This is a genomic window from Cellvibrio sp. UBA7671, assembly GCA_002483145.1.
Taxonomy (GTDB): domain Bacteria; phylum Pseudomonadota; class Gammaproteobacteria; order Pseudomonadales; family Cellvibrionaceae; genus Cellvibrio; species Cellvibrio fibrivorans.
This window is the reverse complement of the sequence record DLHJ01000002.1, coordinates 87,799-100,739: the sequence shown is the minus strand read 5'-3', so window position 1 is coordinate 100,739 and position 12,941 is coordinate 87,799. Positions and strand designations below refer to the sequence as shown.

Genomic DNA, 12,941 nt, shown 5'->3' with positions numbered 1-12,941 from the left:
ATTTTTATTGATGTGTAATATTGCTGACAATTACTCAATTGGGCAAGCGCACCGATACGCACAATCAGCAAAATAACACTACACTTGCTTCATAGCCTCAAAAACGCCATATCAAAACTGCTTATTGGAACAACTGCATCCGTGATGCTAAGGAACACCATGAATAACGTGAATCATAATCAACCTATCGCGCAAACAGCAGGCGCGTACGAAACAGTAAGCGCCATTATCGCCCCCATTGATCAACTGAATATTCTTTCCAAGGTTGAAGTCGCCAAGTTATTAGACTCCAGCCAAAGCGGTCTATACAAATTATTTCGCAGTTGTGCCCTTGCCGTACTCAATACGGGCAATGATACGGATAACGGCAAAGAACTACTGGAACGCTATAAAGATTTTGATATCAGCATCGTACAAGAAGAGCGCGGTATAAAACTCGCGGTGAAGAATGCACCCGGCAACGCGTTTGTCGATGGCAAAATGATTCGCGGTATTAGCGAGCATTTATTTACGGTATTGCGCGATGTGATTTACAACAATGATGAACTCAGTCGCAATCCAAAATTTAATGTGGGGACGTCTGAAGGTATAACCGATGCCGTGTTTCACATGTTGCGTAATGCCAATTTAATGAAACCGGGTCTTGACCCCAATCTGGTGGTTTGCTGGGGCGGTCACTCAATCAACCGAATTGAATATGACTACACCAAAGAAGTAGGCTATCAATTGGGCCTGCGCGGTTTGGATATCTGCACCGGCTGCGGCCCAGGCGCAATGAAAGGCCCCATGAAAGGCGCAACCATTGGCCACGCCAAACAACGCATCACCACTGGCAGATACATTGGAATTACAGAGCCGGGAATTATTGCTGCTGAAGCTCCTAATCCCATCGTAAATCAACTCACCATCATGCCTGATATTGAAAAGCGCCTTGAAGCCTTTGTGCGTCTTGGTCATGGAATTATTGTATTCCCAGGCGGTGCAGGTACCGCAGAAGAAATTCTCTATATCCTTGGTTTGCTGTTGCATCCGGATAATAAAAACATTCCTTTCCCGCTTATTTTTACCGGCCCGGAGACATCAGCTGAATATTTTGCACGGATCGATAAATTTATCGGCGACACACTGGGTGCAGAAGCGCAAGCGCACTACAAAATTATCGTTAATGATCCTGCTACTGTTGCACAGGAAATGAAAGACGGTATTAGAAAAGTACGCGAGTTCCGCAAACACAGCGACGACGCCTACTACTTTAACTGGCAATTAAAAATCAGCCCGGATCTGCAACAAACGTTTGTTCCCAGCCATGAAAATATGCGCAACCTCGAGCTACACAAAAACCAACCGGTCAACCAACTGGCCGCCAATTTGCGGCGCGCATTTTCCGGGATTGTAGCGGGCAATGTAAAAGAAGAAGGTATCCTGGCAATTGAGAAACACGGGCACTTTGAGCTACATGGAGATTACGAAATCATGCACCCCGTTGATGAATTATTGGAATCCTTCGCTCGCCAAAGCCGGATGAAATTACCAGGGCGCGAGTATATACCTTGCTATAAGGTTATTAAGTAACCGCTTACATAGACTCAAGTGATCTAGGATGTAGTCAATGTCTCACAAAAACTAGCGACTTTAGCGACTATTCTCACACCCGCTACAGCAGCATAATAACCACACCAAGGAAGTAGACAATGATGTGTGCTGGCCAGGCAAGGTCAATGGATGCGCCCACCTGTTAGGGAAGCGATGTCGGATGACATCAAAGGATTGCACTAGCGCAGGAGGAAAGGCGGTCAGGGATTCGAAAGGAAAATCGACGCAAATTGACTACTTCTACTTAGGGATAGCATTGTATGGGGCCGCTTTTGCGGCCCCTACTCATTTGTGGGTTTGCAAAAGCGAAAGAATCACCACTTAACTTACAAAAAAACAGACAATAAAAAAGCCGGACTGCGCATGCGTCAAATGCACCGCAACACCGGCTTAAAAACAGCATCCCTGCTATTGATCAGTAATCCTCTGTGATTTAGCAATTATCTAGTAGTTGGCGGTTAAAAAAGTCCGGAAATGGTGCTGGCACCCCAATTCCTAAACAACGCCCCATTTGCCCCCTGATTTGCCTTGAGTGCCAAACCAACTGTCTGGAACAAAGCAACTTGACTCAAACCACCTACATCAATCACTCCACCGCGCACACCACCACCAGCCACTAACATTGGGCAATTTTGTCCACTGTGAGCATCGACGTTACCCATGTCAGATACCTGGGTAACTATGGTAGATGCCAGCAAATTTTTGGCCTGTAATTTATCCAGTAACTGTGCGGTAAGCGACATGTAGTAACGCACATCCTGATCGTAATAACCGGCGTAATTAGGGTTACCTTGATTATGGTGAGAATCATGTGATGGGCGCGGACGGTAAGCACCGGTCGTGTCAGTGATCATGGCTCCATCAAGTACATGAGTGTGCTCGTCAGTCCCAAACGCCAGTGATACAGACGAAGACAAACTGCACTCCAATGCCAATACTGCGATATCGGTCATTAGCTTTGAAGTTGCGTCAAAACCAACTGCAGTCGTATTGGGCGGGGCAGAACAAGTGCCACCTGGATTAGTCGCTGCAATAGATGCCTCTATTTCACTGATCGCATTAAAGTGGCTATCTAGCTTTTGCTTCTCATGTTGGCCCAACTTGGTTTTCAGATCATTGACCGCTGCATAATGGAAATCCACCATGGATTTGCGCGGTGCAACAGTTCCGCCACCACCGCCACCACCGCCCGCGAACAAAATATCCAACGCGGCTTGAGGGCTGGTGATAGTTGGAATACCCGCGTTGTCACGTGACAATTCAGATACTGCTGTAGTACCCAGATTCAGCCACTTCACCGGAGCATTAGAGTTGGCACTCAGCACCTTGCCGAGGTTTACGTCGAAGCTTTGTTTGCCCCAAGGGTTAGGGTCATTAAAGCGGTTGAACATAACACCGTGGCCACCATTCATCATGGTGGCATTTTTTAGCAAGGCGACACGGCCTGCCGAGAAATGACTCTGCAAGGGAGTGGACTGGGTTGGCAATGTAGTGCCCGTCGGGAAATACTTTGCGGGAGTACAACCACCCGGCATAAATACGGTAACGGATTTATTGGGCGAACCAGTTTGCGCTTCTGCTACCCGAGCCATCATCACGCCCGCAAGTAAACTGGACGCCTGTATCGCACCCATAGCGATACCCGAACGTTGCACAACACGCAGGAAGTTCCGGCGCTCTTGATCGAAGTAATCTTTATAACTCATTTTTTTGACTCCAATTCGTTAACAAGGAGAATGGAGCGCGCCTTAGCGCGCCCACTCCTGCCGGTAAATCACAGAATCCAACGCGGGAATTTCCTGCAACATCGCGCGCGGACCATTGCTGTTCAGAACATTGGTCAACTTTTCAATATTGCAGCGATAGGCGTTGTGCTCACCGGGTGACATTTCGAACGGCACTTCACGGCTTTCATCCCTATCGATCAGGAAGTAAGAGCTAACACCGCTGCTGTAACTCACAAACTGGGTTGCCAAACAGGTTTTGGCCTGCTGGGACACCAGCGGATGCTCGACAATCGTACGCGCGAGGTCTTTTGCGCCGTTGAAAGTAATTTCAGGCTGGTGAATCACGCGATCCGGATCATTAGTGAACTGCAGTTGCTGATAGGGTGAGAAGAAAGTCGCCACTGTATCGATTGCATTGCCACGCAGATCAGTGGTACGGATGCGGCCGGCAGCATCGAAGTTTTCCATGCCGCCACCCAGTGGATTGATGATTTCCAGGTGACAATTGGAGCAAGTCGTTGGCTCGGTGATTTTGTCCGCAATCATCCGCTCGGTGGTTTTTGGATCGTTGAAGAAGGCAGCATGTTTCTGTGCCAACGCTTCACGATCCAAAGAAACACCCGATGGCGGCTCAGGAATATCCTGACACATCAATTTACGGCGCACGGCAACTGCACGAGTGATCAAGTTGGCATCATTGTCTCTTGCATAACGCGACATAAAGGCGCCCGAGGTCAAGATACCGCCGCGATCACTGGTGTTTGCACGAATAAATCCGTCTGTATCAGCACCGGTAGCGCTGTAAGTCAGGCCATAGTGAGTCGCCAGACGTTGGTTCACGTGCGTGAAGGTTGGGTTGTACACCGTGGCAAAGGTAGTGGATGATTCAAGCACTGCGTAGGCAAAGTTTTTACCCAACTCTTTCTGCATATCACCCGCCAGAACGGCAAAGTTAGCAACACCGACTTTATTCTGGGTAGCCAGCTTTTCGGTGCCCAACCAGCGGTTGATGAAATCACCCATCAGTACTTTGGTGGTTGCCGAGTTCATCAACGTAGCAGCCTGTTGGCGTATCCCTGCGGCAGTATTCAAGTCACCACGGGCAGCTGCAGCCATCAAGTCCACAGAAGGTGTAGTGCCAGTGAAGGTGTAGCTCAGGTAGGTTGCCATCTCGTAGCCATTGAGCTTGTAGAGATTACCACCACTCAATTCACCCAACTCCGAGCGGTACAGGAATTGTGGCGCTGACAACATGGTCGCCAACGCAACCTTCATACCCTCTGTCACTGTGCGGCCACCAGTGGTGCCACGCGCCAAACCTTGATAGCTGGTTTGCTCGGCAGTGGTCAGTGGGCGACGGAAAATACGGGGCGCCAAATCACTGACCAACTTATCGGCACAAGCCGTGGTAGGTGTACAGGCCAGCACTGAACTCCAGCGAGTCGCAACCGAATCAGCAATACGCTCAGCAGTTGATAGGTAGGTTGAGTAGCGGGCGGTATCGACCAGCAAACCATTGTTATTGAGGAACGAACCGGCAATGGCATCGTCCGGCAGACGTGAAACAACATCGTCCTGGTAGTTAACCAAATCGCCCACTGAACGCTGGTATTCCGCGCGGGTCAGCAAACGCAGTGTGCGCTGGCCAGGTGCGGTAGTGGTATTCGGGCAAGAGAACGCGGTCGCCGGATTATCGGGAATACCATCGGCAGGTTTACGCCAAGTGAAGATAAAGGCTTCCAAATCCGCCGCACATTGACCAGTACAGGAACCGGGGTTCGTTTCTGGCATGTACTTAGCGATGTAGTTGCGCAGACTGAGATTTTCACCCTTGATTTGCGAGTAGTGAGCACGATTAGGGTTAACCGGAATCGCGAAGCTACCGTCCGCAAATTTCACTCCATCAACCCCATGACAACCCACGCAACCACGCTGTGTCCAAAGATTTTGACCGCGGGTTGCGTCGCCCAAATAAGGAACACTGCTCGAACTGCCCGAGCTGCGACTGGACGCACTCGTGCTGACTACTGACGAGCTCACAGCCGACGACACCGACGAGGCAGAGGAAGAAGCCGGATTGTCATAGGTCAGGGTCAGAGGTGCAGTCGGTGCCGATGGAATGCTGTCGGTGTAGCTGATGACTTTATAGTCATAGCTACCAGAGGCTGTTAATGCATCCTGATAACCAACGCTGTTTGCAGCAGCATTGGCAGCAGTTGCCCAGCGGCCATCCGCACCTTTGCGGCGCACTAAGAAGCCACTTTCGTTGGCACTAACATCCGCCCAGTTCAAGCTGGCTGTGCCGGTAAAACCCACGGAGCCGGTCAGGTTGAGCGGCGTATTGGGCGCGGCAGCCAGGCTAATCGCTGGCACGTTGGTGGGGTTATCGCGGCTGAGGAACACTTTGAAATACACGGGTACTTTTTCACCGATGTTGCTCAAACCCGCAATTGCCCGCAAAGCTTCCACACCGGCATTCAAGTCAAAATCCACACTGTTGATAATGACGGGTTTACGCGGCGAAAAACTGACGCTGTTGCTGGCGTGCTTCACGACCAATGCGTCAAAGCTGATAGCCTTGGTTACACCATGCAGTACCAGATTGCCAGTCACCGACTGTACGCGCGTGCTACCGACAGCCAGGGTATCCAGAGCCGCCAAGTCGAGCTGGCTAGTGAAATGCAAGCTGGGCAGGTAAGCCGATTCAAACAGCAGGCTTTGCATGCGGGGATCGCGCACCGTGTTGTTAGTACTGATACTGGCCAAGGGGATAGTAAGGGTCGCCTGACCAGTCGACGACACGGTTCCTTGCAGTTGGCTGAAAGTGAGGTTTTCCGGAGTTTCAACGCCCGATATCGCCTTCTTCACTGACACGAAATGGAACGTCGATTTGGGCGCATCTAACAACCAACGCGCAGCGGTCACCGCTATTGAGCTGGAACTGCTCGATGCCACACTACTCGCGATGCTACTGGTAACACTACTGCTACTGCCGGCACTACTCGCCGTACCGCCGCAAGCAGCGCCGTTCAGTGTGTAAGCAGCAGGGACTGCGCCTGGATTGGCCACAATAAGGCCAAAGACGACTGAGCCGTTGGCTGATAGATTGCCGTTATAACCCACATTTTTCACACAAACATTTTTGCCAGTTTGGGTGTAAGTCCCCTCCCACAGGCTGGACACAGTTTCACTACCCGCAAAGCTCCAGCAAAGTTCCCAGTTGGTTTTGGCGGCACCGGTATTGGTAAGCGTCACTTTGTACTGGGCACCGGCGCCCCAGTTGTTTTCGGTTTGGTAGGCCACGCTACAAGCGCCCTGTGCAAGCGCACTGGATGCGGCCATGGCGCCCCAGATGGCACCTGTAGCTAACATCGACATTTTCAATAAATTTTTCATGATAAGTTCCTATGCTCCATCCAATTAACGGGCGTCAAAGACGAGCGCAAAGTCCACTGGCACCGAGGCGTTAATGGAGGCAATGCCTACCGCCGCGCGCAGAGCTTCTACACCGTTGGTCAAGGAGTAGGTATCGGCTTTCGTCAATACCGGGGCGAGACTTTGTACCAACACACGGGTGGACGAGAGTTTCTGTACCAACACACGGGTGGTGACATTAGCGGTCACACCATGCAAATTCAGACTGGCGGTGATGTCATTTTGGCTGGACTGACCTACCGTAAGCCCACCGATAACACTGGCAGGAACAGCCAGAGTGACAGTCGCCGTTGGATAGGTAATTGTTTCGAATAAGAGGTCGCGCATACGCTGGTCGCGCAGCGCCACACCGGTATTCACCGAATTCAGGTCAATCGACAAGGTCGCAATGCCGGCTGGGTTAATCTCTCCACTCAACCCGGTAAAGTTATGAGCTTCTACGTTGTGAGTGTTTTTAGTCGTGACAAAATTCAAGTAGGAATCAGTGGAGTTCAAGGACCAGCCCCCGCTATCAACTGAGGATACAGACGAAGAACTTGGCATGCTGGAGCGGCTGCTGGGCGCACTGGAACTTACCAGGCTGGAGCGGGATGAACTGCTCGGTGCAATCGAACTGGATGATATAGAGCTGGGGGCAATGGAACTTGCCACACTGGAGCGAGACGAGCTGACTGCTGAGCTGGTTGCATTTCCACACAAGGTACCAGTCAACACAGGTACTTCTGCTGCAGCTGCACCTTTGCTGCCCTGAAAACCAAAGGTCACACTTTGATTGGGCTGGATAGTGCCGTTCCAACCCGCATTTTTGGCGGTATAGGGGTTGGTGCCGCTCATACTCACATCGTAGCTACCACTGATGCGGTTATCGCCAGTGTATTGCCAGCTGAGACTCCAACCCGTAGTTGCGGTAGCGGTGTCGTTAGTGATTTTGACCGATCCGGTAAAACCATTACTCCATTGGCCAGTGACTGTGTATTGGCAAGCGGCAAAGGCTTGTGTGGACAGCGTGGATAGAGCCAGCGACAAACCTATCGCATAACAGGAACGCCGTAAGGCACCTGTCAGGCGAGGGTTAACCACTGAGGCTTTAAGGCTACTCATAGTGTCTTCCTCGGAAATGTATGCCGATTGATATCGGCAGGGATTAACAACGGTGATAAAACTGCTTGTACGTTTTTGTTGTTATGGCTCTGAATCAATGAGTCAGGGCTAGAGCTACAGCGTGTTGTATGACGATTATTTGTACATCGTCACTGGGTCAAACCCCGGCCAGGAGGCCGGGAAAATTATTATTCAAACTCGCGCGATACGTTGAGCGGCATCCGCTCAGTCAAAGTAGGTGGCTCGCAACTAGCCTTGCGCAAACTGCGCAGCACCTCACCAGCAACAATGCAGGCACCCACTAATAGCAAGGCATAAATCGACATTACAAACCCGTAATCAGCGGTGTAATTCCAAGGGCGGGCAATACCGAGGTAGCAGGAAAACAGCCATGAAACCGATGAAATCGCACCGGTCAATACCACCAGTACTTGCTCCAGAGAGGGCTGTCCCAGCAGCCCTTGGGCAGAGGTCACGCGGGGGAAACTAAAATAATGGAGTGCAATACCATTCAGGGTCAGGATGCTCACTACCGTGAACTTGGCCCAGAGTTTTTCATTCATCAGGTACTGTTGGGGATTCTCCAAATATCCAACCAGCACCAATACCAACCCGGAAATCCACAACACAATCAAGGCAACGAACATAACATTTGCCGACTGAACCAACTCCTTGACGATGCCAGCAGAGAGGCTCCTGCCTTTGGTTTTGGCCAATGCCATGTCCTGAATCAACAAGACACCGATGGCCACACAGGCTGCCAATAAATGGGCATAAACAATCAGGGTTTTTAACATAGTCGTCTGCGCCTTTTGTTGTAATTCTTGAAACCAATACCCACGAATATGCGCAGCTACCAGGCATAAACAGAAATAAATCCGTGCCCTGGCAGATCTGGACGGCATAACATCGAACAACTGGGTAACAGGAAGAAAGGCATAACCACTGCAGACAATTGCAGTAGGCAATACCCGGGTCTCTCGTTCTCTCGGCGGCTGGTGTGGTTGTTTGCGCCTATTTATTCCATGCGGCGCTTATTACTTATAACTAAAACAGTTATTTTTGTTTTTGAAAATAATTTTCTTATTATTTTCAAATTGTATACCAAATTGAAAATAGTTTTCCAGTCTATTACTTAATAATTTCACATATAAAACCAGCACAGAACTCACAAAAACAATGAAAATGACGCCAACATCAATAGAAACACGAAAATAATGATTAAAAAAACAAATGCATAGACCAAAAGACAATAAAACCTAATGGGTCTCCGCAAAAAACCCGGAACCCATTTTTTATCTATAAAAATTCTGAGGTAGGAAAAGATAAGGAGGGAAGAAGTTACTCAGGCGACGAAATGAATTTTTGATTGCGCTTTTCTTGCCGGCGACGGGCAAAAAACTGACTGAGTTGATGTTGACACCGGTCTGACAAGACACCACCAGCATAGTCGATGCGGTGATTGAAGTAATTATTATCCAACAACCTGGATTTACTGATCACAGCACCCGCCTTGGGTTCTGTTGTTCCGAAGACTAAACGTGCTAAACGCGCATGAATCAGCGCTCCCACACACATGGTGCAGGGTTCAAGGGTGACGTAGATCGTCGAGCCGACCAAGCGGTAATTTTGCACCTGCATTGCAGCTTGGCGCAGCGCGATAATTTCGGCGTGCGCAGTAGGGTCATGGCTGCTAATCGGCTGATTAAAACCTTCGCCGATAATGTTCCCATCTTGCACAATAACGGCGCCGACCGGCACTTCACCCATTGCTTCGCCTTTTTCCGCGAGCTGCAAGGCATAGTTCATCCAGTGAGCGTCCTCTGCCGAAAAAATAATATCGCTCTCGGGAGAATGTTCTTGTCCGGTGTTGCTCACGATTTTTTTACTTCCACGAGCGGCGCCAGATAATTAACAAGCTCCTGTTCCGTTAAGGCGCGCACAAAGCGAAACCGCGGAATAGTTTCACCCGCCAACTCAACCGTTTCGAGAAACATATCCAGCGGGCGCACCCACCAGGAATAATCGCCATACAAACAGCGATAAAACACCAATGGCTCGCGGGTTTCACTGTGAGTTGCCACCTGAAACACAAAATAGTCATTACCCTTGTAGTGGCGATACAAACCGGATTTCAACTTCATAGTGATTACCTTAAATAACGCCCGCGGTTTTTAGTTCATCGATTTGTACTTGGGATAAATTCAAGACTGATTGCAAGATTTCTTGTGTATGGCTTCCGATGTCACCACCCGGCCAGTCAGTGCGGCCGGGAGTGTCGGATAACTTGGGCAGTATCGCCGGAATCTTTAATGGCTTGCCATTGATTTCTACCTGTTCAAACATTCCACGCGCGTTGAAGTGCGGGTCAGCAAACATGTCCTGCACGTTATAAATCGGTCCACCCGGTACGCGCGCTTGCTCAAGAAGCCCTAAAATCTCATCGGCATCTTTACTCATACACCAAGCAGCCAGTGCATTGTCGATTTCCAATTCATGTTTAACACGACCGGCATTATTTGACATACGTGGATCATGCGCCATTTCGGGATAACCGGCGACTTCCATCAGGCGCTGGAAAATGGAATCACCATTACCGCCAATAACCACATATTTTCCATTTTTGCAGCGGTAAGTATTGGTGGGCACAATACCGGTTACCGTTGTACCGGAAGGTTCGCGAATTACACCTGCACCAGAAAATTCCGGCACTACCGCTTCCATTAAATTAAACATGGATTCGTATAGCGCAACATCCACGACTTGCCCTTCACCATCTATATTTCGCTCACGCTCCAACAGCGCTAACGCAATACCAAGTGCTGCATGAATTCCGGAGATGGTGTCACCAATACTCAAATTTGGACGCACTGGCGCCTGTTCGGGAAATCCGTTTACGTAGCGAAAACCGCTCATGCCTTCACAGACAGAGGCGAATCCGGGTTTGCTAGCGTAAGGACCGGTTTGGCCGTAGCCGGAAATGCGCGCATACACCAATGTGGGATTCGACTGTTTAATCTCATCCGGACCAAGCCCCCACCCCTCCATCACACCGGGGCGAAAATTTTCGATCACCACATCGGCGCCATCAATTAATTGCCGCGCAATTTTTTGGCCTTCGGATTTTTTCAAATCCAGAGTGATACTTTTTTTATTACGCCCGATACTGCGCCACCAGTGCGAAGTGCCATTTTCCAGTACCCGCCATCCACGGATAGGATCGCCTTCCGGCGGTTCAATTTTTATTACTTCCGCACCGAAGTAAGCGAGCATACAACCAGCAAAAGGACCCGCAAGCAATTGCCCGATTTCGATCACACGAATGCCATCCAGGGGGCGGCGGTTTTTATCAGTCATCTTTATTATCACTTAGTGTTAAATCGAGAATAATTTTTCCTACATGTTGATTCGATTCCATGCGCATATGCGCAGCAGCAACCTGCTCAAACGAAAATACTGAATCAATCACCGGTTCAATCTTTTTATTACTTAATAACGGCCAGACATTTTCTTCCAGATCAATTGCAATGCCTGCCTTTGCCTGCCCTGATTGCGCGCGCAAAGTAGAACCGGCCAAGGTTAACCGCTTGAGCATCAGCGGCATAAAATCTACTTGTACCTTACTGCCCTGTAAAAAAGCGATATTCACAATGCGCCCTTCTTTTGCAGCGGCAGAAAAATTGCGCTGGATATAATCGCCACCAACCATATCCAGAATCACATTCACACCCTTCCCCTGGGTTTGCTCTTTAACTACCGAGACGAAATCCTGCTCATGATAGTTAATTGCAGCCGCACCCAAGGCAGTAATTGCGGAACATTTTTCTGCTGATCCAGCAGTTGCAAAAACTTGTATACCTAAGACTCGTGCTAATTGAATCGCTGTAGTGCCTATACCGCTGGAGCCGCCGTGAATTAACAGACTTTCACCTGCTGTTAACCGCGCGCGCTGAAAGAGGTTGTGCCATACCGTAAAAAAAGTTTCTGGAAGTGCAGCAGCACGTACATAAGAAAAATCCTGTGGAATTGGCAAACACTGCGCTGCAGGTGCAACAACATATTCAGCATAGCCACCCCCATTCACCAACGCACACACTTTATCGCCCTGTTTCCAGCGTTTTACGTTTGCGCCACAGTGGACAATTTCTCCCGCAGCTTCTAAACCCAAAATGGGTGATGCATCTGCAGGAGGTGGATACATACCCTGCCGCTGCAAAATATCCGGGCGATTGATACCGGCAGCATAGACACGAATTAAAACCTCATCGTCGTTTGGCTGCGGCGTTGCCATAGTTTGCAACTCCAACTGATCAACATCACCGGGATTTTTTAATGCAATAAATTTCATCATGGTTCAAGACGCTGAATATTCCAACTACCATCGGCTTGCAAATTATATTGAAAGCGATCATGCAGCCGTGCCGCACCGCCCTGCCAAAATTCAATTTGATGGGGCTTAACGCGAAACCCGCCCCAAAAATCCGGTACCGGAATTTCACCTTTAGCAAATTTATTTTTCATGGATTCAAATTGCTGCAGCAAAAGTGCGCGCGATGAAATCGGGCGGCTCTGTTGCGATGCCCAAGCGCCCAACTGGCTGTCGCGTGGGCGCGAGACAAAATATTTCATAACTTCAGTTGCCGATAATTGCTCAGCTATTCCACAGACTTTCACCTGCCGCTCCATCAGATACCAAGGGAAATGCAAGCTGATTTTCGGATTTTGTTTTAGCTCTTGCGCTTTGCGACTATTGAGGTTGGTGTAAAACACAAACCCTTTTTCGTCGAGGTGTTTTAACAACACGATACGCTGCGACGGTTGGCCGGTTGTATCGACAGTAGCGATGGTCATGGCATTGGGATCGGGAATGCCGGATTTAATCGTCTGCTGCATCCAGCGATCAAATTGTTCAAGCGGATTGTCTGCCAGATCTTCGCGCTCCAATCCGCCTTGCGTATATTCGCGGCGAAAATCTTCTAAATGTAAATCCATAGAAACTCCAAAAAAAACAGATGCAAGCAGGATTCTGTTAAGAAATGTCAGACCATCATTACTTTTGTTCTGGAATTGACGATATCCCGGAAT

At 49.3% G+C, this 12,941-nt stretch carries 10 protein-coding genes; 1 reads left to right on the top strand and 9 read right to left on the bottom strand.

The window, feature by feature from the left end; all coding sequences use genetic code 11:
- Positions 1-159 precede the first annotated feature (159 nt).
- The gene (gene ppnN / locus B4E62_RS00960) at positions 160-1,572 is read left to right on the top strand and encodes a nucleotide 5'-monophosphate nucleosidase PpnN (protein WP_310071744.1); all 1,413 of its coding nucleotides are present in this window, start codon (positions 160-162) and stop codon (positions 1,570-1,572) included.
- Positions 1,573-2,051: 479 nt separating this feature from the next.
- On the opposite strand, the gene B4E62_RS00955 is transcribed toward ppnN, so the two are convergent.
- The 9 genes from B4E62_RS00955 to pdxH form a co-directional block, all read right to left on the bottom strand.
- Positions 2,052-3,299 (bottom strand): DUF1552 domain-containing protein, encoded by a 1,248-nt coding sequence (locus B4E62_RS00955; protein WP_331350714.1) that lies wholly within the window; start codon positions 3,297-3,299, stop codon positions 2,052-2,054.
- Positions 3,300-3,341: 42 nt separating this feature from the next.
- Entirely contained in the window at positions 3,342-6,716 is a 3,375-nt protein-coding gene (locus B4E62_RS00950; protein WP_331350713.1) for a DUF1592 domain-containing protein, read from the bottom strand.
- Positions 6,717-6,740: 24 nt separating this feature from the next.
- On the bottom strand, positions 6,741-7,856 hold the full coding sequence (locus tag B4E62_RS00945) for a cellulose binding domain-containing protein (protein WP_331350712.1): 1,116 nt from the start codon (positions 7,854-7,856) through the stop codon (positions 6,741-6,743).
- A 188-nt stretch (positions 7,857-8,044) separates the two neighbouring features.
- The gene (locus B4E62_RS00940; RefSeq protein WP_310071732.1) at positions 8,045-8,653 is read right to left on the bottom strand and encodes a DUF2214 domain-containing protein; all 609 of its coding nucleotides are present in this window, start codon (positions 8,651-8,653) and stop codon (positions 8,045-8,047) included.
- A gap of 544 nt (positions 8,654-9,197) precedes the next feature.
- Entirely contained in the window at positions 9,198-9,734 is a 537-nt protein-coding gene (tadA, locus tag B4E62_RS00935) for a tRNA adenosine(34) deaminase TadA (RefSeq protein ID WP_331350711.1), read from the bottom strand.
- Complete coding sequence (locus B4E62_RS00930) at positions 9,731-10,000, bottom strand: DUF1653 domain-containing protein (RefSeq protein WP_331350710.1); 270 nt, start codon at positions 9,998-10,000, stop codon at positions 9,731-9,733. The genes tadA and B4E62_RS00930 overlap by 4 nt, the downstream gene beginning before the upstream one ends.
- Positions 10,001-10,010: 10 nt before the next feature.
- Positions 10,011-11,213, bottom strand: a complete 1,203-nt coding sequence (locus B4E62_RS00925) for a CaiB/BaiF CoA-transferase family protein (RefSeq protein WP_310071725.1) — start codon at positions 11,211-11,213, stop codon at positions 10,011-10,013.
- On the bottom strand, positions 11,206-12,204 hold the full coding sequence (locus B4E62_RS00920) for an NAD(P)H-quinone oxidoreductase (protein ID WP_331350964.1): 999 nt from the start codon (positions 12,202-12,204) through the stop codon (positions 11,206-11,208). The genes B4E62_RS00925 and B4E62_RS00920 overlap by 8 nt, the downstream gene beginning before the upstream one ends.
- Entirely contained in the window at positions 12,204-12,848 is a 645-nt protein-coding gene (pdxH, locus tag B4E62_RS00915; protein WP_331350709.1) for a pyridoxamine 5'-phosphate oxidase, read from the bottom strand. Before pdxH ends, B4E62_RS00920 begins: the two co-directional genes overlap by 1 nt.
- Positions 12,849-12,941: the final 93 nt, after the last annotated feature.

What these genes read in the sequence shown, in the direction of transcription:
- ppnN (WP_310071744.1), top strand. Translation starts at nt 160, where the DNA reads ATGAATAACGTGAATCATAATCAACCTATCGCGCAAACAGCAGGCGCG.
- B4E62_RS00955 (WP_331350714.1), bottom strand. Translation starts at nt 3,299, where the DNA reads ATGAGTTATAAAGATTACTTCGATCAAGAGCGCCGGAACTTCCTGCGT.
- B4E62_RS00950 (WP_331350713.1), bottom strand. Translation starts at nt 6,716, where the DNA reads ATGAAAAATTTATTGAAAATGTCGATGTTAGCTACAGGTGCCATCTGG.
- B4E62_RS00945 (WP_331350712.1), bottom strand. Translation starts at nt 7,856, where the DNA reads ATGAGTAGCCTTAAAGCCTCAGTGGTTAACCCTCGCCTGACAGGTGCC.
- B4E62_RS00940 (WP_310071732.1), bottom strand. Translation starts at nt 8,653, where the DNA reads ATGTTAAAAACCCTGATTGTTTATGCCCATTTATTGGCAGCCTGTGTG.
- B4E62_RS00930 (WP_331350710.1), bottom strand. Translation starts at nt 10,000, where the DNA reads ATGAAGTTGAAATCCGGTTTGTATCGCCACTACAAGGGTAATGACTAT.
- B4E62_RS00925 (WP_310071725.1), bottom strand. Translation starts at nt 11,213, where the DNA reads ATGACTGATAAAAACCGCCGCCCCCTGGATGGCATTCGTGTGATCGAA.
- B4E62_RS00920 (WP_331350964.1), bottom strand. Translation starts at nt 12,204, where the DNA reads ATGAAATTTATTGCATTAAAAAATCCCGGTGATGTTGATCAGTTGGAG.
- pdxH (WP_331350709.1), bottom strand. Translation starts at nt 12,848, where the DNA reads ATGGATTTACATTTAGAAGATTTTCGCCGCGAATATACGCAAGGCGGA.